Origin of the sequence: Paenibacillus farraposensis, from assembly GCF_020736845.1 — a bacterium.
In the GTDB taxonomy this organism is placed as follows: domain Bacteria; phylum Bacillota; class Bacilli; order Paenibacillales; family Paenibacillaceae; genus Paenibacillus; species Paenibacillus farraposensis.
In genome coordinates this window covers 298903-322339 of record NZ_JAFFQR010000105.1, presented here as the reverse complement: position 1 = coordinate 322339, position 23437 = coordinate 298903, and the positions used below count along the sequence as shown (strand labels likewise).

The 23437-nt window shown below is 45.6% G+C and carries 14 protein-coding genes and 2 pseudogenes; 2 read left to right on the top strand and 14 right to left on the bottom strand.

The window, feature by feature from the left end:
• Positions 1-214 precede the first annotated feature (214 nt).
• From JO375_RS17980 to JO375_RS17970, 3 genes are read right to left on the bottom strand one after another with little or no spacing between them, the layout of a single operon-like run.
• The gene (locus tag JO375_RS17980; protein WP_229525744.1) at positions 215-1096 is read right to left on the bottom strand and encodes a glycosyltransferase family 17 protein; all 882 of its coding nucleotides are present in this window, start codon (positions 1094-1096) and stop codon (positions 215-217) included.
• Positions 1093-9639, bottom strand: coding sequence for a non-ribosomal peptide synthetase (locus JO375_RS17975; RefSeq protein ID WP_229525743.1), 8547 nt, complete (start codon positions 9637-9639; stop codon positions 1093-1095). The genes JO375_RS17980 and JO375_RS17975 overlap by 4 nt, the downstream gene beginning before the upstream one ends.
• A gap of 1 nt (position 9640) precedes the next feature.
• Entirely contained in the window at positions 9641-13081 is a 3441-nt protein-coding gene (locus JO375_RS17970) for a non-ribosomal peptide synthetase (RefSeq protein WP_229525742.1), read from the bottom strand.
• A gap of 375 nt (positions 13082-13456) precedes the next feature.
• Here JO375_RS17970 and glsA point away from each other — a divergent pair, with 375 nt between their 5' ends.
• Positions 13457-14395 (top strand): glutaminase A, encoded by a 939-nt coding sequence (gene glsA, locus JO375_RS17965; protein WP_229525741.1) that lies wholly within the window; start codon positions 13457-13459, stop codon positions 14393-14395.
• 143 nt (positions 14396-14538) lie between these two features.
• Here the strand turns inward: glsA and JO375_RS17960 are convergent.
• Both JO375_RS17960 and JO375_RS17955 read right to left on the bottom strand, forming a co-directional pair.
• Positions 14539-14815: pseudogene (locus JO375_RS17960) on the bottom strand (VOC family protein); the annotation flags it as partial.
• 48 nt (positions 14816-14863) lie between these two features.
• The gene (locus JO375_RS17955) at positions 14864-15277 is read right to left on the bottom strand and encodes a DoxX family protein (protein WP_229525740.1); all 414 of its coding nucleotides are present in this window, start codon (positions 15275-15277) and stop codon (positions 14864-14866) included.
• 268 nt (positions 15278-15545) lie between these two features.
• On the opposite strand from JO375_RS17955, the gene JO375_RS17950 reads away from it, so the two are divergent.
• Complete coding sequence (locus JO375_RS17950; RefSeq protein WP_229525739.1) at positions 15546-16085, top strand: helix-turn-helix domain-containing protein; 540 nt, start codon at positions 15546-15548, stop codon at positions 16083-16085.
• A 117-nt stretch (positions 16086-16202) separates the two neighbouring features.
• Here JO375_RS17950 and JO375_RS17945 read toward each other — a convergent pair whose 3' ends face one another.
• The 9 genes and pseudogenes from JO375_RS17945 to JO375_RS17905 form a co-directional block, all read right to left on the bottom strand.
• Positions 16203-16550: a hypothetical protein gene (locus JO375_RS17945; RefSeq protein WP_229525832.1), complete on the bottom strand. Its 348-nt coding sequence runs from the start codon at positions 16548-16550 to the stop codon at positions 16203-16205.
• A 143-nt stretch (positions 16551-16693) separates the two neighbouring features.
• Positions 16694-16906 carry a hypothetical protein gene (locus JO375_RS17940; RefSeq protein ID WP_229525738.1) on the bottom strand — a complete coding sequence of 71 codons (213 nt, stop codon included), beginning with the start codon at positions 16904-16906 and terminating at the stop codon, positions 16694-16696.
• 17 nt (positions 16907-16923) lie between these two features.
• The gene (locus tag JO375_RS17935; protein ID WP_229525737.1) at positions 16924-17172 is read right to left on the bottom strand and encodes a stalk domain-containing protein; all 249 of its coding nucleotides are present in this window, start codon (positions 17170-17172) and stop codon (positions 16924-16926) included.
• Entirely contained in the window at positions 17153-18271 is a 1119-nt protein-coding gene (locus JO375_RS17930) for a phosphodiester glycosidase family protein (RefSeq protein WP_229525736.1), read from the bottom strand. Before JO375_RS17930 ends, JO375_RS17935 begins: the two co-directional genes overlap by 20 nt.
• A gap of 311 nt (positions 18272-18582) precedes the next feature.
• Positions 18583-19012 (bottom strand): annotated as a pseudogene (locus JO375_RS17925) (potassium/proton antiporter); the annotation flags it as partial.
• A 155-nt stretch (positions 19013-19167) separates the two neighbouring features.
• Complete coding sequence (gene fumC, locus JO375_RS17920; protein ID WP_229525735.1) at positions 19168-20556, bottom strand: class II fumarate hydratase; 1389 nt, start codon at positions 20554-20556, stop codon at positions 19168-19170.
• A 342-nt stretch (positions 20557-20898) separates the two neighbouring features.
• Positions 20899-21918 (bottom strand): aldose 1-epimerase, encoded by a 1020-nt coding sequence (locus JO375_RS17915; RefSeq protein ID WP_229525734.1) that lies wholly within the window; start codon positions 21916-21918, stop codon positions 20899-20901.
• Between the two features lie 136 nt (positions 21919-22054).
• Positions 22055-22858, bottom strand: a complete 804-nt coding sequence (locus JO375_RS17910; RefSeq protein WP_229525733.1) for an MBL fold metallo-hydrolase — start codon at positions 22856-22858, stop codon at positions 22055-22057.
• A gap of 125 nt (positions 22859-22983) precedes the next feature.
• Positions 22984-23280, bottom strand: a complete 297-nt coding sequence (locus JO375_RS17905; RefSeq protein WP_229525732.1) for a hypothetical protein — start codon at positions 23278-23280, stop codon at positions 22984-22986.
• Between the last annotated feature and the right edge of the window lie 157 nt (positions 23281-23437).

Sequence of the window (23437 nt, the reverse complement as noted above, 5' to 3'; positions counted from 1 at the left end):
ATAGCCTATGTTGGTATTTTAATCTTACCGTCGTGATAAAAACAAAATGTTAATATCAATATAGTAATATATAAATATAGCTTCGTCAACTTATCTCCATAAAATCTGTATTAAAAAAGATTAAGGATATGAGCCGCTCCATTTTCTAATGAAGAAAAAGAGAAACCCAAGTTTTATATGAACCGGGTTTCTCGGACGGCAAGTAAAGCTTGCTTCACTTATACCAAAGATCTTCTGTTTCAAGTTCCTGCAGACTGCTCAAAAACACTTTTGTGTTATCAACATAAAGCTCGGTATCGATATAGTAGAGCTTTTTATCATTTAAACATTGATCAATATAATCTGCATTCAGTATACTTTTATCCTCTACATTGGCGGCAAAGGCCTGCAGCTTGGGAAGCGCAGTTTTCTGATATTCCAGCCATGAATGATGGAACCCAGCCGGTTCTTCCAGGCAATAAATGTCCTGATACAGCGCTTCAGCAATTCCCTTCTTCCTCAGATAGTCGGGTGAGAACGGCATACTTTTGAAGTATCGGCCCGTCATGACGAACACACGATAGCTCCAGTGAGGAGCACCATGGTTCGATTGGCAAAAAAGATTCAGGAAGAATACAGAATAGTGCATTTTAATCGTAATAATCTGGTGTTTCTTTACTTCCGAAACAATCCGATCAGCCATCCGGCTATCAATGATCTCATCGAAGTCAGCCAAAATGATTACATCATCGTCCTCCACCTGCTCCCGCAAGATAGAGGTACTACTGTTTCTTTGGCACGCCTCATTGTAAAACGCGCTGTTATAGCTGAGCAGACGCCAGTACCAGCAGTCAAAGTTATCCGCACCACAGCTATTGACATCAAAATATAATGAATGCTTCTCAGGCGCACGAAACAAATGATCTGCATGAAATGGATGATGAATGACCTTGGGACCCAGATATTCTGCTTTAAAGTTGCTAGGCTTGTCCGCATAGCTAAACGTCTTGTTGGCTTCGATCACGTGCAGCTCGTCAATCCAGCGGCCGTTTTCTTTGATTTTAATATCTGCAATCCGATTTTCATTAAAAAAAGGACAACATTCATATATTTTCATAGCCGGAAGCTCTCCTCTTCTATCATCGTATATGGACGTACACCAATGCTTTGGCTCAGATGCATAGATATTAAACGTACAAGCCCTGCGATTGTCTGGTCTTCATAGTGCAGTGAACTGTAATAGCAGGTTAAACTTAATCTGTCTCGTTTAAGACTTGCCGTCATATTCAGCTTGTAAGCGGAGGGATTGTTTTCCGCATTCGTATTTCCGTAAGGAAGGATCAAAGGCTCATAAAAATCATTCGCCGTCCCACTCATTTCCTCCGATTGATAATGGAAAAGCATGTGTGTTCCGTCTTCCAGCAGCTCCGAATCGGGGTGAATTTCCTGTATCATATGGCGCAAAATAAAATAATCCATTCCTTCAGATGGAATATGTTGCAGCGTATGCTTGACATGCTCCAGTAGAATCCCCCCATTTTGCGGCAGTTCTTCTTCCGGAATCTGAATGCGAATGGGGTAAGCTCCGGCAAAAAAACCGATTGTACGGTCAATAACCATCCCCTGCAAAAAAGACTCGCGTTGATAAGACATCACATGCAGCAGCAAATCTGCTTGCTTTTTTAATTGGAAACAAGCCTGTGACATTGCCGCTAATATGATGCTAAAGGGTGTAGTATGCTGCTTTACAGCCCATGCTTTTAAAAGACGGATATGCTCTTCTCCCTCAAGCACATCATGCGTTATGGTTGTCATGTGGCGATGAAGAGGCTGTATCTCCGATTCCCTGTCGACCTGTAATGACTCACCGCCTTCTACCACCTTTCTCCAAAAGGTTGCTGCATCAGAAGAAATGCCTTTCGCTGCATATTGTGTCAACGCCATGCACCAATCCCGATAGCTGCTGCTTTCCTCCCTTTTTAATGCCAAATCGCCCCCCATTCCGTGCAAGAGAAGCTGGCTCAAATCTTCTACAAAAATGTGTATGGATATGCCATCAAAAATTAAATGATGGAACAGGAGCAGTATCACCTGTCGTCTTTGTTCACCATAGTGATCGAACAGCACCACTTTCCATAAAGGGCCATCCTCGATGTCAAATTCATGCTGAACCTTCGCGCAGTATTCTGAAATATAAGCGTCATGTAATCCTGAAATAGCTTGTAAATCCACGTAAGAAACAACCTGTGCTGCCCTTAGCTTCTGCTCATACTGATACCATTCATCATCCAGTTGGGCAAATGACAGCCGTAGTGACGCATGCTTGTTCATTAGAACCTCAAGCGACGCGTTCAGCATTTCTCTGGAGATATATTTCTTGAGCAAAGCCAGGTAAGGCACATTAAACATATTGCGATTCGCCAGATCTCTTTGGAAAAAACGTTTTTGAACAGCAGACAGCGGAAATCCATCGTCCGGGTATGCTTTTCTCATGAACTGAACAGATGACGCATGCTTACCCGGGTCAAGTACAGTGGGTGTATCCAGTCCCCTGCTTAATGAAAGGGCCAATCGTTCAATGGTCTGTTCGCGAAATATTTGGCTGACTGTCATCGAATAGCCGCTTTTTTGCAGCAGGCTGGCTATACGCAGCGCATGAAGTGAATGTCCTCCCAACGCATGAAAATCTGCATCCTTGCGGATGTGTTCAAGCTTCAGTACCTTGCTCCAGATCTCTACTATGATTTGTTCCAGTTCGGTTTTGGCTTCAGGATTGAATTCTTGTTTCCTGCTATCAATTACCGGCACAGGAAGCTTTTTACGATCAACTTTCCCGTTAGGCGTTAATGGGAATAACCTTAGCCAGACGTAACGAAATGGCAGCATGTAAGATGGAAGACCGTCAGCCATAAAAGCATGAAGCTGATCCTCGTGTTCTTCCTCTTCCGCTGTATAGTATGCAATCAGTCGTAAATCACCGTGTATCTCCCGGGCCACAACCAGGCATTCTTTTACAACAGGGTAGCTGCTAAGACGGCACTCCACTTCTCCGGGTTCGATTCGATAGCCGCGCAGTTTCACCTGATTGTCAACCCGTCCAACATACTCGATATTACCGTCTGGCAGCCATCTCGCCCGATCTCCTGTACGGTAGAGAACCAGGTTGGTCCCTCTTTCACGATCTCTGACAGAAGGATGTGGATTGGGAATAAACGCATACTGTGTCAGCTGCTTTTGCAGCCAATACCCTCTTGTTACCCCGTCTCCTCCTACATATAACTCTCCGACTGCCCCGACAGGCTGAACACGACCCCGTTTATCCAGAATATAGCAAGTTGAATTGCTGATCGGCTTACCAATGGGAATATCGTGTTCAAAAGGCTCTTCGATCCGGTAGCTCGTCGAAAATGTAGTGTTCTCTGTTGGACCATATAGATTGAGGATGGAAAGCTTCGGGTAGGCGAGCCGGATACGATTTATATGCTTAACGGACAAAACTTCCCCGCCTACGGTCAGCCATTCGAGCCCGGCAAACATCGCTTCATTTTCTTCAATCCATTGATTGCACAGTGCAGAACTTAGCCATAATGTATTAATGTTCCACTCTTTCATTTGCAGCTCCAGCGTATGAATATTTAAAAGATCATCCTGTGAAACGACAAACAATTGGCCTCCATTCAGCAGCGTCCCCCAAATTTCAAATGTAGAAGCGTCAAAGACGGGCGAACCTGTATAGAGCAACCTCATATCAGAGGAAAACGGGAAGTAGCGGGCGTTTTTGACCAAGCGGATGACATTGCGATGTTCTACCATAACCCCTTTTGGTTTTCCCGTCGAGCCTGATGTATACATCAGGTAAGCGAGGTCATGGGGAGCAATTATATTGTCCTTGTCTTCCTTTGTAACTCCAGTTGGGTCAAAATGCTCTGTATATATCAGTTTTAAATGGATTCCCTTACAGGCCTCGAAAATACTTTTCGCTCCTTCCTGCGAGGTAATGATGGTATCCAGTCTGGCGTCTAAGATCAATTCACGGGTTCTGTCTGCCGGAAAAGTGGGGTCTATGGGAACATAGGCATATCCCGCCTTCAGGATCGCCAAGATGGAGACCATAAATTCGGAAGAGCGCGGTAAGTACACTCCGATAAACTTCCCGTCACAGTCTACTTCTGCCGTTAGCCTATTGGCCATGCGCTGAGACATTTGGTTGAGGGTGTGGTAAGTCATAATCTGGTTGTGCGCAATGACGGCAGGCTGTAAAGTCCGAAGCTCCACTTGTTCCTGGAACAAGTCAACAATAGTCCGGTCTCTGGGATACGCTGTATACGTATCGTTCCAATCGTAGACGACTCGATCATATTCAGACTTGCTCATAAAGCAAATGCGTCCGACGGAGTGATGCGGATTGTCCAGCACATATTGCAAGGTATTTAGCAGATGCTCTGCCAGTCGGTGAACGGTGTCCTGTTTCAAGCGATCCGCATCGTAAATAAACTTGATGGTGACCTGTTCTCCATCGCTGGCAATGGTGATGGTCATGGGATAATTGGTCTTCTCACGCTCCTCCATAGCCGACATCTTCAGTTCACTTGCGGGTTGCCGGTAGTCATTCAAATAATTCTCGAATGCTACAATGCTGTAAAATATGTTATGTCCTTGAATAGCGCTCCAGCCCTTCAGCTCATTCAGACTCACATAGCTATAGTCATTCAGCTTCTGAATGGTTTGGTGCAGCTTCCCTACATATTCAGTGATGGTTTCCTCTACATTCCAATGCATAACCAAGGGCAGGGTATTAATCAGCATACCTGTAATGCGATCCGCTTTTGAAAGATCCGATCCCCTCCCGGATACGACCATGCCAAATATGGTTGTATCTGCATCATGATAGACCTGTAGCACTTTGCCCCATGCAAACTGCACCAGAGTATTTAGCGAAACTTGTGTCTGCTGTACAAAAGCAGCGATACGCTTGGTTAAGCTTGAATCCATATGAAGAGTTTTGATCCGCTGTTTCTCTATCGGTTGATGGGCATCGGGAAGTATGCTGCCCTTTTCGATCGGCAGAAGGGTTGACTCCGTTACATCAGCCAAATAAGGCTTCCAGAATGATTCGGCCTCCGTCTGATCCTTATCGTTCTGCCAGCGGATAAAAGCTTCAAAAGAGCGAGTCAAGTTATGCTGAGGCATCTTGTTTTGCAGGCTGCAATCATAAAGCTCATGAACCCGATTCAGCAGTAACGGCAGGCTCCAGCCATCCAGCAAAATATGATGGTAGCTCCAGATGATTGTCCATTCTTCCGGGCTAGTCTGAATCAGTGTTATGCGGTACGCAGGCAGTCTCAGATCAAAACGGCGCTCACGATCCAGTGTCATCCATTGTTCGATGTACTCATGCTGCCGCTCTGGTTGTTCTGCTGTAAAATCCAGCAACACCCAGTCTAATTCTGCTTTTCGAATCACACATTGTATGGGCTTGACCAGCTCTTCCCAAATGTAACATGTTCGCAAGCAGTCATTTTCGGCAATGACGCGGTCCCATGCTTCCTGGTAACGGGTTGTCTCTGGTCTTCCATAATATTTCCAGCAGACCTGCACGAAGTATTGATCGGAAGCGGGATGATCTAAATAATGAAACAGCAGTCCTTCCTGTAAAGGGCTTAGATACAGCATTTTATCCAGACCATATTGCATATGATAGGTGTTTACGATCTGATCCAGCTCTTGTTGATTTAATGTAACGAATGGAAAGTCACTCGGTGTAAACTCCTCGTGTTCAGTCCGGCTGCAATGCTCGATGATCGTAAGCAGATGTGATATAAAAGCATCCATCAACTGCTTAATGCTCGATTCTGTATAGTGACGTTTGCTATATTTCATGAACAAATGCAGTTGTCCGTGAACAATGGAACAGTTGAGTTCCAATAGGTTTGTTCCGTGATTCAGCGGTGAGCTGTGGTCCTGTGCTGCGTCACTCGTAAAACCTAACCACTGGTTTTGTCCATTTCTATTCGCCTGATCGAATTGTCCTAAATAATTAAACAGGGCCTGAGGCTCTGAACCTGCCAACTTGGAACGAATGTCTTCGTTCGGATGGCAGTATTTCAAAGCACCGTAGGATATGCCGCGGTGAGGAATTCTGCGCAGCTGCTCTTTGACAGATTTAATCATCGCTCCCAAGGAGCAAGTATCCGAAACCTGAATGCATACCGGAAACATCGAGGTGAACCAACCGATGGTTCTGGTCAAATCCATATCGGATACAACGTGTTCACGTCCATGACCTTCTAACCGAAACGCAATCTCCTGCTGCCCAGACCATGCAGAGAGCGCCAATGACCAGGCCGTAAGCAGCAAGTCATTGATCTCGGTATGATAAGCCTGAGAGCAATGGTGCAAAAGCAGCTGCGTATCGTTCGGTGTAAGCATTGTAACGATTTCCGAAGACTCGCCGCTCTTTTTATGTTCTGGGCGATGGTCTACTGGCAATACAAATGCTGCACTTTGGTGTTGTACATTTTGCCAGTGCTCCAGATGACTTAAAGTCTCTTCATGGATAGAATAATTCATCAATGCGTAATACCACTTTTTGTACGGATTTGGAGCAGGAGACAGCTCTGGACCGTGATACAATTGATACAATTCCTGCACTAATATTCGCCAAGACACTCCATCGATAACCAAATGATGAATGGTCATAAATAAACGGGCTTTACCATCAGGATGACCTTGGATTATTCCTGCATAAATCATCGTGCCTGTCTCATAATTTAGTTGTCTGTTCCATGTATCGCATATGCTTAAAATTTCGCTTTCGAGACAGTCGATTTGTTGAATCGTGTAGCTGGCAAGGCAAAGGGAAATATCCGCTCGATAGCGCTGTGAATATCCGTGTTCCCCGCATGTAATTTCCATTGCAAGCTCTGGATGTAATCGGATCAATTGGTTGATGGCAGTTTCCAGCTTTGCCGGATCAACATCACGGAGTAAAAACAGCTGGGACTGATTGAAATCATGTGGATCTTCGAACTGTTGTTCGAAAAACCAGTATTGTATCGGCGTTAGACCAAATTCGCCAGCCAGATCAACGATAAGCTCTTCCTCTCTTGTACGGTCTGTCCAAGTAACGACAGCAGCTAAATCTTTAATCGTCGGATGCTCCGCGACTTGCCTTGGAGTAAGCATGATGCCGTGGTCTCTGGCCATAGATACGACCTGAATGGCAAGAATTGAATCTCCCCCTGCCGCATAAAAATGGTCGTTAACACCAATATCCCTTCTTTTTAAAATGTACCTCCAAATCCAGAGCATACGCTTTTCGAAATCGTCCTCGCCTGCTTCCGCAGCTTCATCGTCATGGAGAAGCCAGGTGCCCTTCGGATCGGGCAGAGCTTTATGATCGATTTTCCCATTCGTATTTACCGGAATTGAATCCATATGACAAAAATAAGAAGGAACCATATAAGCAGGTAAAGCAGCGTTTAAATGCTGCGCCAGCTCAGCCTCTTCCAGCTTTTTTGCGGCCGTATAATATGCTACCAGTTTGTGGTAGGCTTCGTCCTTCCAGGCTCGAACAACACATTGACGGATATCGGGATGCTGGCGGAGCCGATGTTCTATTTCCCCTAGTTCGATACGATAGCCCCTGATCTTGATCTGTTCGTCATTGCGACCGATAAATATCAGTTCACCGTCCGCTGTCCACTTCACGATATCTCCGGTTTTGTATAGCCGCTCTCGCTGTACTGAATACTCACTGCCCATGTTAATCTCTTTGTGAACGAAGCGTTCCCGAGTCAACTCCTCGTGATTCAGATATCCTCGGGCAAGCCCTATGCCGCCCACCCATAGTTCGCCGGGAACCCCGACTGGTACAGGATTGCCAAACGGATTCAATACAAACAACCGTTTGTTATAGACGGGTTTGCCAATCGTAATTTCTTTCCCTGGCTTGCATACTGAAGTGGAACAAACAACTGTCACTTCGGTTGGCCCATAAGCGTTCACAAATAGTCTGCTTTTTCCCCAGTAGTCTACAGTATCCGACGTACAGGGCTCACCTGCGGATACAATAGTACGCAAATTAGGTAATTCTCTTTGCTTCATCGTTCGCAGTACAGATGGTGTCAGCATGGCGATGTGAATGTTCTTCTCCTCAAGAACATCTGAAATATCCGCATAAGGAGGCAGTTCCTCATCCGACAGCACAACAAGCGTTGCGCCTGCTGTCAACGTTCCGATCCATTCGTAGACCGAGGCATCGAAACTGATGGATGCGAATTGCATGACTCTTGAGTCTGGGGTAATACCAAACTTTTCAATAAGGTAAGGGATCAAGGCTACAAGTCCGGCATGTTCAATGAGAGGGCCTTTCGGATTTCCAGTAGAACCGGACGTATAGATGACATAAGCCAGATCGTTCGGATTAACCCTGACTTTCAAATTTTCGATGCATGCATCACGTTGTTGCATCAAGCATTCATCCACACAAATAATCGAGTGGGCTTCCATCTCCATACAAGAAATATATGGATCCAGCCTGGCAACGAGCTGGCTATGCGTAATGATCATTTGGGCCTGTGCATCTTCTAAAATAAATCGAATCCGTTCTCCAGGATAGTTAGGGTCGACTGGTAGATAAGCAGCTCCGGCCTTCATGACCCCTAACATCGACGGGATCGTATCTGCACTTCTGTCCATGACGATAGCAATCAATGTGCCAGGCGGCAAAACGCCCTGCGCCTGTTGCAAATACGTATCCAAAATCACACGGCTGATTTGATTGGCACGGTGATTTAACTCCGCGTAGGTCAGCTTCTTCTCTCCAAATTCCAGTGCAATCGTATCGGGTGTTTTGACAGCTTGTTCCTCTACCATTTGGACTACGGTTTTGTCCAAAGGATACGCTTGTTTCGTAGCATTCCATTGCTGCATCTGCTTGTATTCTCTCTTGGTTAGCATGGGATGGTATAGTATCGCTTTCTCTGGAAAACGGAGTGCATTTGCCAACAGGTTCTGAAAATGACCTGCGAGTCTAATGATCTGTCTTTGGCTGAAATGTCTGCCATCATATTGTATGGCGCATTCCAAGGCATCCGGACCATAACGGTAGCAGAGCGCAAGCTCTAGCTGATCTATACCAAATAAAGGTGCAAACTCTTTCATATTCGAACCTTGAGATGAAAAGTCACTACCCGTTTCGACGATACCCACATTGAAAAAATCTTCATCCGTTCCTGATGGGGGATCAATACTGGTTTGCTGCCTTTTATCCCATTCCAGCTTTATCCTTTGCATCAAGGAGAAGAGGTCGTCTTCCTCCTGGATCTGGAACAGAAGCGAATAGTCCAGACGGCCTTCTTCCCCCTCTTTGTCTGATAACATGGAGTATACAACAGGCAAAGCATACTGATTGGTGTAATGAGATAACAGTACGGACCATACGGCTGTTATAAACGGAGGCATACCTAACTGCTGCTGTACAAATGCCATGATCGCTTTGACCTGTTTTGTCCCCAAATGGATGTTGTAAACGACTTGGCTTTCGTCTTCGGGATGTCCAGGATTTCTCCTGTGATCAGAAAATAAAGGCAAGTAACATCGTCTATTGTCTGGCATGTCAGATAGACCTTGAATGGGTGTAATAGAAGCTTCGATCATTTTACTGGACCCCCTTTATCCGGGATGCTGTACCGGCAGCTTGATAAAAAGCAGCCCTGACCTGTTCTACCTCGATCTCGTAGCTGCATCGCATTAAAAAAATAAGGCCGTCTGTATAAGCTGAAGCAATACAATTAAACAGGGAATAGATCGGCAGCGGATTCGGTTGCTTCAGGACCGTATCATCGTAAAAATGGCTATACTTCAAGCCTTCTTTGGCGCTGTTTCCCAAATAGTTAAACATGAATAAATCCAGTTGCTCGTACCATTTCCCAAACTGTACAAGCTTTTTGGTCCGTTTCCATTGGGAATTGTAATCAGGACTTGTAAGTAGATTCATAAAATTGATCGTATGGCGTTTTAATAAACCCAGCCTGTTTCTAACAGATTCCACCATTTCAGCTGGCTGCTGCTTCGTATCCATCAGCATGGGCACAAAATCAATAAACTCACCGACCGTGTTATAATATTCTGCCTCGTCGTACCTTCTTCCATCATATAAAAATAACAAGGGCAGCTTATCCATGCCTAAATAAGTTTGCAAGCCCTTTGTATACACTGAAAGCGCAAACTCCAAAGATGGGTTCTCAGTCGGGATACTCACGCTAAAAAGGTAGGCTTCTGTGCTCGTTCGAAGCTTTGGACGTAGTAAGATGTCCTGCTTGCTTTTCTGGAACGCTTCCAACTGAAAGGCGGATACCAATTCTTGTTCTGTAATTCCTTTGGGCCCATTTTGGATTTGTTTCACATACTCCACGTAGGGTTTCACTTCATCTGTAGGAAGGGATTGATGTTGAAGCAGACTCCTATAGCAAGCAATCATCTGTCGTTCGGCTACTTCCGAGGTTACCCGATCGCATATGGCATGATGATAAAGTGTGATGACATAGTGCTCACGCAAATTTCGTTTCAGCACAAACATGTGAAACAAAGTATGTTCTCCGGTGTATCGGGTGTTTGTCATATAATCATGTATCATTTCCGCAAAGGAGCCGCTGGGATTGCGATCCGACACGTCGATTATGTTGAGTTTTGGTACGCCAGCGGCAGGCAGTACGTATTCACGCCAATAAGTCCATTCATCCCTTTGAACAGGAACGCTTCTCAGCAATCCCTGACTTTGTACAAATTGAGCATACGCCTGATCCAAAAAATCATAATTTGTATACTCGTCCAGCCTGAATATGCCTAAACTTGGCGGTGTATCAAACGAAATTTGCATTTGTTGAATACCGCTCAGCGGATATTCTTGTGCCACTTGCCCTGTTTTCATCCATTGATCTCTTCGCAAATAATCGTCTTCCAGCTGTGTGCGGAACCTTGCCGCCATATCTGAATCTATGCTTTTCAAGCCCAGGTGCTGGAAAAATTCCTCTTCATCGATGGTCCAGTATACATTATCCAATTTAGCTTTTTGGTGCAGTGGTACAATGTAGTGCGGAAGTAATTCTGTGGCGACTTTCCCGTCCATGAGTCGCATGATATGGATAACGTCAGCCACAGAGCTGGAATACAGCACCTGAATATCTCTAACTTCACGAAGAAAATCCCTCACTTGATATTTCACCAACTCATAAACTCCATCTGTTTCCCGGTGCAGCCAAGAAATCAATTGTTGTTTAGTTACTATGCTGGCCAGCTCCTTCTTGGACCCTTCTCCATTCTGAGCAGCATAAAGATATGCCGTGAGCGCCCGGATCGTTTTATAGTGGTAAATATCTGTTAAAGTGGCGTGATATCCTGTCCGCTCCATTCTCGTCATCAGCGTAAGTGCATGAATAGAATGTCCACCAAGGTCAAAGAAGCTGTCCAAAACACTGAACTGCTGAATACCCAGCACATCCTGCCAGATTTCCATTAGTCTGGTTTCCAGCCCAGGCTCAGGGGGCACGTATGCTGCTGCACTTTGCATTTTTACTTCAAGACCCAGCAGTGCTTGGCGATCCAGCTTTCCGTTCAGTGTCAGTGGCATCTGCTCTAATTGCCTAAAAAAAGACGGAATCATGTAATTCGGCAGTTCGGCTGAGAGAGCGTATTTAATCTCATCGGCTGTCAGCTTTCTGGTCGCCGTAAAGTACGCACCCAGTTGCTTCTGCCCCTTTTCATCTTCACACACGATCACAGCCGCTTCTTGTATTTGATTGATTTTGAATAGATGGGACTCTACTTCCTCAGGCTCAATTCGGTAGCCTCTTAATTTCACTTGACTATCGATCCGTCCGATATATTCGAGATTTCCATCCGCCCGTTCTCTTACCCAATCTCCGGTTCGGTACAGTCTGCCTCCCGGCACCCATGGCAACTGAATAAACCTCTCTTCTGTCAGCTCTGGATGATTCAAATACCCTTTAACTAATCCATCGCCAGCAATGCAAAGCTCACCTGCAACTCCTTGTGGCAGAAGCTGCTGTTCATGATCCATAACGTAAACTGACGTATTGCTGATTGCTTTACCAATCGGTACGGTATTGGCCCTTTCGTCCAACTGATCAATCCGGTAATACGTAGCAAACACCGTGCTCTCGGTCGGCCCGTAGACATGAATTAAACGTCCGGGGCCCATACGGGCAAATGCCCTGCGCACATGGCTGACTGACACCTTTTCACCGCCAAATAACAAAGTTTCAAGTGTGGCAAAGCAATCGGGGTCCATATCCACCACCGCATTAAAAAGCGCTGTCGTGATGAAACATTTGGTGATCTGCTGTGTTCGCAGCACGCTCGATAGCTTACGTGCATTCATGATTTGATCTTGTGGGACCAAAACGAGTGTGGCTCCGTTAAGCAGAGCTCCGTATATGCCAAATGTAGAACCATCGAACGAAAAACTGGACACTTGTAATATTCGATCATTTCTGTCGAATTGAATATAATTCGTCTTTTTAACAACACGTGTAATATTGTAATGCATCGTCAGGTTCCCCTTGGGTTTTCCCGTTGAGCCCGACGTATACATCAGGCAAGCTAGCGAATCTGAGCCACGAACTGCTGTGAGATTCCCCGTCTCCTTCCCGTAATTTCGCTTGTCCGTCAAATCCAGTACAAGACCGTCGAGCCCCGACTGTTGGTGGAATGGCGATCGGGTTAGCAGAAGCTTTGCGCCACAATCTGCTAGCATATACTGTATACGTTCCTTGGGGTATTCCAGGTCAATCGGTACATAGGCTCCCCCCGCTTTTAAGATCGCGAAAATCCCGATGATCATTTCTAGTGAGCACTCGGCTATAATACCGATAGGCTTCTCTGCCTCTACACCGTTGGCACGCAGAACATGTGCAAGCTGGTTAGCCTGCTTATTCAAATCCGCATACGTCAACTGCTTGTCTCCAAATACGACTGCCACTTGCTCCGGAGTGTGCTCAACCTGCTCCTCAAACAATTGCTGAATTGTTTTCTCACGCGGATAATCCGCTAATGTACCATGCAGCATGCTCAGCTTCATCTCCTTTTCCCATTAACGTTCATATTGAATAGGGCTTGCTTAAACATCTTTTTTCAAAGCTTTTTACAAGAGGACATGGCTAAAAAATTGAAAGCTTTCATATGAGCTAATGCTAAAACGAAAGTATGTGTGGAAATTAGAAGTGATTACTGAATGAAGTGAATGAAGGCCATAGGGGATAAACTATACTCCCGATATTACATGAGGTTGGGTATTTGACTGGAGGAGAAGAAATGACATCAGATGACAGAGAGGATTGGTTTGCTTTAGTGCTTGTCTTTCGGCCAAAAATTTCTTTAAAATATGTGTATAGCTATCATTGCTTACTCTACAATAACAAGACCACAGGATGGTTACTCGACTGGAGGAAAAGAAATGACATCGGAGTGGCAGAGACTACAAACCAAACTGCCGGAATGGGTAGAACACAGCCGTCATGAGTATGTACACGGCAAGGTAGCGGCGTATATTCCTGAATTGTCCAAAGCGCCAACCGACGCGCTGGGTGTTGTTGTGATGAACGGTGCGGGTGAGACCGTGGTAGCCGGAGATACGGAGCTCCAATTTACGATGCAAAGCATCTCAAAGGTATTTACGCTTATTCTGGCCTTGATGGATAATGGAGAGGACGTTGTCTTTTCCAAGGTCGGCATGGAGCCTACGGGTGATCGTTTTAATTCGATGTTGAAGCTGGAACTGGTCGAGCCGGGCATTCCGTTTAACCCGCTTATTAACGCTGGAGCCATCGCTGTCTCTTCTCTCATTCGTGGAAGCAGTCCGAAGGAAAGGTTTGCCCGCATCCTGCAATTTTTCCGTCTGCTTGCCTGCAATGACACGCTGGAATATGATCAGGATGTCTACGATTCGGAATCTGCTACAGGCCATCTGAACCGCTCTCTTGCTTATTTTCTAATGGAAAAAGGAATTCTAAGAGGTCATGTTGAGGACGTGCTGGAAGTTTATTTCAGACATTGCGCTATCAAAATGAACTGTACGGATTTGGCACGCATGGGAATCGTACTCGCCTACAACGGCCATGATCCGATTACAGGCATGCCACTGATCCCCCGCCGCTATGTCCAAATCGCCAAAACGTTTATGACAACATGCGGCATGTATGACGCCTCTGGTGAGTTCGCCATTCAAGTCGGACTGCCCGCCAAAAGCGGCGTATCCGGCGGTATTATGACGATGGTGCCCGGACGATATGGCATTGGACTTGTGGGACCCTCCTTGAACCGTATGGGCAACAGTACAGCCGGTGTACATTTGCTGGAAACCATGTCCAGGGATTTGGATTGGAGCTTGTTCTAGTATACGAATCAGGGGATTCCTGGCTGATGGCCTTTGGGAATCCCCTGTTTGATGTGTTTCTAGTCATATATTAAGCATGCCGACCGTTGACCAGTTTAATTTGAATTCGGAACGGGTCAGCTACAAACTTGGCACCATCTCGTTAGTGCTTCACTTACATCATGATCCCCCTGTCCGATTTCAATCTCATGGGCCAGCAGATTGTGTAGAGTCAGACCCAGAGCTACACGATTTGGTAAAAGAATGGCAAAATGGTGCAAGGCATACTTTCCACCCACCGTTAATTCAGCAGTATCCGCCGTTTGACGCAGCAACTGGAAGCCAACGACTTCAGTACAAAAATCGAATCGAGCGCTCAAGGTTGCTAACCTTTAATGAAACCTGCCCAATGGTCGTGTTGTCATGAATATGTGCTGTCATAAGATTTCCCTCTTTCTTCATGGATTGGAGGAGCGGACTATCCCAAAATTATTGTTCTGCTGACGTACGACGGTTGAACAAAAAATCCAGAGACAAGCGAGTCGTTGGTGCAAATGCCAGATGCAGAGCTACCAGGATAAAAGCAATGTCCAGTTCATAGCCGGCACCTTGACCATTCCCCATCAACCCGCCGGACAATTTTGCTGTAAAAATCGCACCGATCAACATAATCACAAAAATTCCAGACACATAACGAGTAAACAATCCGAGGATTAATGCAATTCCGCCAACCAGCTCAATGACCGCAACGACATAGCCAAAAAATCCCGGAACGCCAATGCTGGAAAACCAGCCTGCAACATTACCCAACCCCATTTGGAATTTGGCAATTCCGTGTGCAAGAAACAGAATCCCCAGCGTTACCCGCATCATTGTAGATATGTTTTTGCTTGCTGTGCTCATATTTACCTCTCCAGTCTAATTGTTTTTTCTCTTCCTCAAGTCATATAAATAATTAATTTATATTACTAATAATTTGCTTAAAAAAATAGTACAGACTCAAGCTACGCTCCAGCACATACGTATAAATCCAAAATCCTAATATTAGTAATAGAAATAATTAATTTGTAATGTGAATTTAGCACAAGGAAGTATAGTCTGTCAACAAAATATTTGATATGATAAATATTAAATTAGTATATAGTATATTTTCATGAAGGAGGAATACTTTATGGGTATAGGATGCAACATAAGGGCTGCACGTAAACGTAAAAATTTATCCATTCAGCAAATATGTGAGCGGACCGGACTATCCCAAGGGTTTATGAGTCAGGTGGAGAACAATAAAACCTCCCCTTCCATTGCTACACTCGACAGCATCGCGAATGCGCTTAACGTCCCGCTCGCTTTTCTGCTTCTTAAGGAAGAAGAGCGGATGCAGGTGATTCGCAAGGACGAGCGCCGTAAAACGGTGTATGGTAAAAACAATTTTCAGGTCGATCATCTAGGTGGACAAGGGAACGTTAAAATGATGCTGGTGGACATGCCGCCAGGCTCGTCAACAGAAGATGAGCATGCGCATGCGGGAGATGAGATTCATTATATTTTGGAGGGTACAGTATATGTAGAACAGGGTGAGGACTCAGCTATTCTCGAAGCGGGTGATTCCTTTAGCTGGAGGGCAGCCATCCCCCACTATGCCAAAAATGTAGGGGAAAGCAACGCCCGCATCCTGATTGCCGTGTTTCTCGAAGCCGAAAATGACGCTTAATTCAGGCTGAAGCACAGCACCGTATAAATCGCAAATTTTATTAAAAAAAAGCGTGTACTGTGAAGTGATCTTTTTACTTCCACGATACGCGCTTTTAGTATTAGTGCGACTGTAAACTTATTCCATTGGCCGCTGGATATCAGTTCGGGATTCCCACGGCAGCCTGAAGGTTTTCATAATTTGTTTGGTATCAGCGGGGAGGCCAGTAATCGGATCACCTGCAGTACCCAACAGCTCATCTTTGAGATCCACAGTGATGCGCCAAAAAAAAGTCCTGCTGCTATCTCCCCACCCAGTCGTGAATTTATAGATTAGCGGTATATTTAATTTCGGATAAATACCCCACTGATTTTGGGCTTTGTTTTTCAAAAAAAGCTCCAACGGATCGTATTCCATCGTAAACTCTTTACCAAAAGGTGCTCCCACATACCCTTGATAGGTAACAAGCGGAAAACTATCCTTCACTTCAACCAAACTTAGTACATCCCTGTTCACTGTAAAATAGCGCAATGCTTCGCCTTGAGGGAACATATGGACATTAGACAGGAGCTCGGTGTTGGGAAAATGAGCTTCGATATAAGGATGAACAGAACGACTGTCTAAACGGATTAACGCTTCACCGCTGTCACTAGATCTCCTTTGTATATTTGGTCTTTTATTTTACCATGGATCGGCGGCTGTACCTGTATCTCTGTGTTGGTCTTTTCCAGCGTATAACCCAATTCAACCGAGACATCTCTCAGCGGTATATAAAGCTCTTTACCTAGTATCTCATAGGTAAGCAGTTGCTGGCTTTTATGTGATCGTTCTTTGAGCTGCACGGGTTCTGCCCATTTTTTTAACGTGACAAGCTTTTTTTAACATCCCAATGATAAGTTGCACCCACTGCTTCGGCAAAATATTTAAGCAGGACCATAAGCTTGCCATTGATCAGCATAGGTTTGGTCTTTGAGTTTAGTGACTGTTCGTTTACCACTATATTTGTAAATTGTATCGAATCAGTTGAAGGAGTCGCATTGTCTGCTTGTCCGGCAGCTTCGACAACTCCTTGCAGCAGCATTCCTGAATTATCGCTTTTTGGCTGCATCAATGTCCTCAGGATTCAGACCTGCCCAGATATTCGGAATATTGACGGTTTCCGGGTGCTCAAATACGAGAAACGCTGTCGGCAAATACCGCTCGCCGTATTCAGAAGAAGGCTTATTGATAATAGCACGATCCTTAACGAGCACGGTCGATGACCCACCATCCAGATTAGCACCAATTACTGCCCCGTGCTTTAGCAAAATATTTTGCATATCGTACAAATTAGCGCCAATGCTATAACCAGGCTGACGCCCGTCAACAGTCACGAAAATAATCGCGCCGTCGGCCCTTTGTCCCATCGCGGTACGGGGCGCAATCCCCCATCCTTCATTGGCATTGCGGATTAGACCTTTCCCATTCACGATTAAGCGTGGCTGAAAGGTAACCGCTTCTTGCACATTCATTTTGGACAGTTCAGACAGTGAATAGTGCCCGGCTATCATCTTCCCCTGCTTATCAATACCTACGATTTGAACAGAAGCATTTTTCCCCATGTCGTTGTAGTAAATCTGCCCCTGAGAGATAACAACGCCAATCGGCTTGAAGCCATTTCCGTCCCAGTTAGGATCGGCAAAGCCGCCACCATTTACGCCAGCAATGGCTCCCAAACGCCCAACCATGCTGGATACCCGTTCCCCCCTGCCAACCTTGGCAGGAATTCCGAGCCTAATCTTAGTAGGGTCACGCACTGTCATCACGTAACCATGATAATTCCGGCCCGACACTTCTTCCACTTCAACCAGCGGCTGCTTCATCCTGGTCGGAACTAGATCAGACAGATTAATCGTATGTCTGTCCTTCTCCTCGCCCATCTGCTCAAAACGGGCCGAATACTCAGCCACACGTTTTTGCGCCTCTGCTTCACCGATAAAATACTTTGCCCAGTGGCGATGTTGAGTCGTAATTAACGTGTCTGCAGCCAAATAGCGCATGTCCTTGCCAGAAGGTGTTAAAAATAACCACGCCGCTCCCCCTATCCCCGCTAGCAGGAAGACTAAAAAAAGTCGCAGCACAAAGCGGCGGAATTTGCCTTTCCGTTTCTTCTTTTTATTTTTTGACCTACGTGTTGCTGCCCGCTGTGGCAAAACTTCCGGTTTCATTCAACATCTCTCCTGTTATGGTGACTTCGCTTTTCAAAACTCGCTGTTTTCCATTAAACAGCAACATCTATCGACATTATCATAATCTAATTTTGTAAAATGATAGTGTCAATTTTTTAACAGATTCATTATGCTGTAAAATAACAAAAAAAGTCCTCCACATGAATGTGAAGGACTGCTTTATCGTACCGTTTTTACGTTACTGCCTCGGGCTCAAGCAGCATGAACAGCTTTTTTATTTGCTGTCGTTTGAATTTTGGGACTAAGCACCTACCGCGTATCACCCGGCACAAGCACAGTTGTGCCTCTTGGAGCAATGATCTGCTCATCGCGAACAAGCCATTATTAAAATGAATGATGGAGCCTTGTAGGTTAAGTCGGACTCCCCAGCACGGTGGCCATTACATATACCTCCAGGCGTCCGAGCACAAAACCAAGGACCAGATCAAACCCCATTTCCCATAAAAACAATAAAATATGTACCCAAAACACCGCTGCCAAATCCGTTGACAGCATGGATTCCATTCAGCTTACGTGTAAAATAAATTTGGCGCAGACGCCAATGACGACAGTCGTAAAGATAACCCCAAGCGTGGATAACGACAACGCAGGACGAATAACCGGTTTAATATCTGTTAATTTCGTCTGCATTTCGCCTTCGAACAAGATCACAATAAGTGCGAGAATGCCGACGAGTTGCGTAATAAAGGCATTATCAAAATAAATAAACTGACTGAGCATCTTCTATTTATATCCCCTCAAATCATGCAGAATACTAATCGCTGGATAAAAAATATTTAGAAATCAAAAAATCCAGCTCACGGTGTGCTAAAAATAGCACTCCATGAGCTGGATTGTTAATTTCTTATAGGCTTAAGCTGTGATAAAGCCGCATTTTATGCTTTAGGCTGAATCATTTGCGCCGGTACGACATATTGGTCGAACTGTTCCTCGGTCAGCAGGCCGCTGCGAAGAGCCGCTTCTTTTAGAGACAGGCCTTCCGCATGTGCAAGTTTGGCGATTTTAGCGGCATTTTCGTATCCGATATACGGATTCAATGCTGTTACGAGCATCAGCGAATTGTTCAAATTATGCTCGATCTTAGCCAGGTTTGGCTCGATGCCAATCGCACAGTTATCATTAAAAGCCACCATGGAATCGGCTAGCAGATTCACGGATTGTAGGAAATTATAAATAATAACCGGCTTAAACACGTTCAGCTCAAAATTCCCCTGACTGGCAGCAAAGCCGATCGCTGCGTCATTCCCCATAACCTGCGTAACGACCATTGTCAGCGCCTCGCTCTGGGTCGGATTTACCTTGCCCGGCATGATCGAGCTTCCCGGCTCGTTAGCAGGAATCGTAATTTCGCCCAAGCCGCTGCGTGGACCACTTGCCAGCCAGCGGACATCATTGGCGATCTTCATCAGATCGGCGGCAAGCGCTTTGATTGACCCGTGCACGGCTACAACTTCATCATGGCTGGTGAGCGCATGGAATTTGTTGGGTGCCGAAGTGAACGTCTTTCCTGTAATAGTGGAAATTTCGGTAGAGGTACGGGCACCGAACTCAGGATGAGCGTTAATTCCGGTACCTACAGCTGTACCGCCAATCGCCAGTTCCTTCATGTATTGAGTCGTGTCGATGATCATTCGCTTGCTCTTGTCCAGCATGGCATGCCAGCCACTGATTTCCTGACCCAATGTGAGCGGCGTGGCATCCTGTAGATGAGTCCGGCCGATCTTGATAATATCCTTAAATTGCTCTGCTTTTTGCTGGAACGTTTCTTTCAGCTTGTCGATGGCAGGCAGCAAGCGCTCCTCGACTGCAATGACGCCCGCCACATGAAGCGCCGTCGGAAACGTATCATTGGAGCTTTGCGACATATTCACATCATCGTTGGGGTGCAGCTTCGTATCTTTGCCCTGCTCTTGCAGCCATTGGTTCCCCAGATGAGCAATCACTTCGTTCACATTCATATTGGACTGTGTACCGCTCCCTGTCTGCCATACAACCAGCGGAAAATGGTCATCGACTCGTCCAGCAAGAATTTCATCTGCTGCGTAAATAATGGCGTCCTGCTTTTCCTGTGACAGCTTGCCCAGCTTATAATTGCTGATCGCCGCACTCTTTTTGAGCACCGCAAACGCCTGAATAACCTCTAATGGCATTTTCTCCGAGCCAATCGGGAAATTCTCCTTGCTTCGCTGTGTCTGTGCCCCCCACAGGCGGTCTGCCGGTACCTTGATTTCGCCCAATGTATCCTTTTCGATGCGGTAGTTCAATTCATTTCCTCCTCTTGGCTTATGTAATTCAGACAAAATATAGTAATCTTCTTTGTCTATTATACATTAATTTTCAAAAGTAATCATTATTTTGTAAGCGTTTTTTACGATAAGGCTAAAGAGGGAAGAATACCAGCACCCGTCTGTTCTTCAAATCAGCTAATAGAGTTTTAGGAGATGCTCAAAAAGCGGGTTTATAGATTATTAAATTCATATGATCATCTGATGTTTTGTATCACGACTGCTTCGTACCCTGCAACTGTTTTCCTTTGGGCTGCTCTACAAAAATAAGCCTGGTAACCGTTCTCAACACGGTACAGGCTTATTTTTGTATCATCTATTTTACGATTTCATGTTGGGTGGTATAACACAATACAGACGGCTGGTTGTTTCAAAAATATGACCCGGTGCCAGCGCAATTAAACCGATGTCTTCAGCAGGCAAATCCGTGCGATTAGGTGCGTTGATCATGTTCATTTGCGGTTCAGGACAGATAAATTCCTTGTTCGCTTTGTTGTTCCAGATCATCCAATGCTTATAAGCAGTGCCTACATCATATACGAGGGTAGCCCCTGTTTTACTGTGTGTCAGTTCCATGTAATTGCGTCCATTTTGCGGAGCTGCCGTGTAATGATTGTCCATAGCGGCAAAATAGGGGCTAACTCCCGTTGTCTTCAGCAGTTCCTCTTCCGGTGATAAAGGCTGGAACTGTCCTGTGGCCAGCAACCGCTTCGTCAACTCACGACGCTCTCCGATCGTGACCTTGATTTTGTAGTCCTCAGGCGAGCTATTCGGTATGAACGGAATTCGAATCGCTGTGTGAAAGGCAAACAAGTTAGGGATAGGTTGATCATCCTCGTTATGAATCACATAACGCTGATGCAGGCCAAATTCGTCCAGCGTGTACGTCAGCTTCATCGTGAAGGTGAACGGCAAGTACCGGAACATGGGGTGCCCTTCCCTGACATGCTGATTCATTACCACATAGCTGCCCTGCTCCCCGGAGCTATAGTCCTCAACTTCCCACCGAACCGTGTGCAAAAAGCCGTGCAGATGATTATGGGTCGCCTCTTCATTAACCGGCAGCTCATATGTAACTCCATTCCACAGGAATTTCCCGTCCTCATACCGATTCGGAGGGAACAAAAAAGGAACTCCGTAGACCGACGGGTTCTGTTTAAAAGCTCCTATGCTGTCAGCATCCGGCTCACGCAAAAAAGAATAACCAATTTCATTGTCACGAAAAGAAATTAGATTTGCACCGTTTCCCGGCAAGGCTACCGCTTCATATCGTCCAAATTTAAGACGAATGGCGGGGATTCCGTAATAAAGGTCACCAATTGCAGCATGCTGTTGTGTCATCAAAAATCCTCCTTGATGAAATGACGATGGTTAATGAAAGCGTTTTTCTTTTGGTTTGACTATATCATGCTCAGCAAAAAAATTCCACGTCAACACAAAAAACGATGCCCCGCAAGGCATCGCACTTCACACATTATTACGCATACCGCCCCTGTTTGGGTACCGCTATGTGCTCAAAATCTGCGGCCAGCCGCTCCAGCTGATTTCTTAGCTCCATTCCATGCATGTAATGACCATGCCCTGTAACCGCAATCTCAGGCTTCAATCCTGCCAGCATGGCCACTGAGCGCTGCGCAGCCTGCCAATCGGTCGTAAAATAGGCAGGCGGTCCGTGAATTTCTTTTTCCTGTAAAATTACAGCCAGCGCCGATTCCTGCTTCACGGTAATAAAAGCGTCCCCAGCCGCCAGCAACCGTCTTCCCTCATGAAAAAGCGAGACATGACCAGGCGTATGTCCTGGCGTATGCAGCCACTTCCAGCCTGGGGCACCAGGGACACTGCCATCCAGAGGCAAGGGCGCGATGCGATCATCCAGATCGATAGCATCATTGGGGCACAGAAAAGAAATACCCGACAACAAACTTCGACCCACACCGAGATCAGATTTTTGGTAATCCTTCATTCCCGTCAAATAAGGCAATTCCAGCGGATGTGCATAGACTGGGGTGCCCCAATACTGTACAAGCTCAATAACCGAGCCTACATGATCAAAATGACCGTGGGTAAGCACAATAGCAACCGGAGGACCGGTAAACCGTTGTTCAGCCAGGCGTATAATCGAGTCTGTAAATCCCGTCATCCCCGTATCCACCAGCACCCATGAGCGATTTCCCGGCACTCCGATAAAACACATATTTACAAACAGCGTCCGTAAGATCAAGAGATCGGGAGCAGCCTCTTCATTTGCCGTCATTCCTTCGGTGAACAGATGATTTGCCAAAGCGTCACCCTCCTATTCACATGGAATTTCCTGTCATTCTTAATTCATAGGCTTCCCCCATGTCAGCAGATTATGCGGACACTGCTAAATATAATCGGCTGGTCATCAAAATAGACCTGTTTCCATCATTCAGGTAATTTGCTCCAGGCTGCATCCAGCAAATAATCGAACAAATCATCATTTTCCTCAATCCAGCTGTCCATCTCCAGCATTTCTTCCTCGATCCGCGGGTCGCCCGCAAAATGGAGACTGTAGTCCCACTCCTTTCCCTTTTTACTGTGGAATGAAATTTCATATACAGACTGATGTCCATCTACACCAAATACGACTTGGCCTAAATAAACACCATTTTCATCTCTCGTCATTTGTGCCTGTTGAATATGTACTTCCTTCTCTCCCTGAGCTAAATTTTGCTCTGTCATTCATTAATCAGTCCTTTCATTTTACTAAAATTTACCAAAAGTGATTTGTGAACCTTTTCGTTACATTGTACAATATATAAGCTGTGTGTAGAATTTGCAAAAAAATGTGCAACCCGACCCAAGCCGATTTAAGGCTTTTTCATGAAATGGAGGAAAG

Excerpts from the sequence above, each read along its gene's own strand:
- JO375_RS17950 (WP_229525739.1), top strand. The coding sequence starts at position 15,546 with ATGGGTATAGGATGCAACATAAGGGCTGCACGTAAACGTAAAAATTTA.
- JO375_RS17980 (WP_229525744.1), bottom strand. The coding sequence starts at position 1,096 with ATGAAAATATATGAATGTTGTCCTTTTTTTAATGAAAATCGGATTGCA.
- JO375_RS17915 (WP_229525734.1), bottom strand. The coding sequence starts at position 21,918 with ATGACACAACAGCATGCTGCAATTGGTGACCTTTATTACGGAATCCCC.
- glsA (WP_229525741.1), top strand. The coding sequence starts at position 13,457 with ATGACATCGGAGTGGCAGAGACTACAAACCAAACTGCCGGAATGGGTA.
- JO375_RS17970 (WP_229525742.1), bottom strand. The coding sequence starts at position 13,081 with ATGAAGCTGAGCATGCTGCATGGTACATTAGCGGATTATCCGCGTGAG.
- JO375_RS17955 (WP_229525740.1), bottom strand. The coding sequence starts at position 15,277 with ATGAGCACAGCAAGCAAAAACATATCTACAATGATGCGGGTAACGCTG.
- JO375_RS17930 (WP_229525736.1), bottom strand. The coding sequence starts at position 18,271 with ATGAAACCGGAAGTTTTGCCACAGCGGGCAGCAACACGTAGGTCAAAA.
- JO375_RS17905 (WP_229525732.1), bottom strand. The coding sequence starts at position 23,280 with ATGACAGAGCAAAATTTAGCTCAGGGAGAGAAGGAAGTACATATTCAA.
- JO375_RS17935 (WP_229525737.1), bottom strand. The coding sequence starts at position 17,172 with ATGCAGCCAAAAAGCGATAATTCAGGAATGCTGCTGCAAGGAGTTGTC.
- JO375_RS17975 (WP_229525743.1), bottom strand. The coding sequence starts at position 9,639 with ATGATCGAAGCTTCTATTACACCCATTCAAGGTCTATCTGACATGCCA.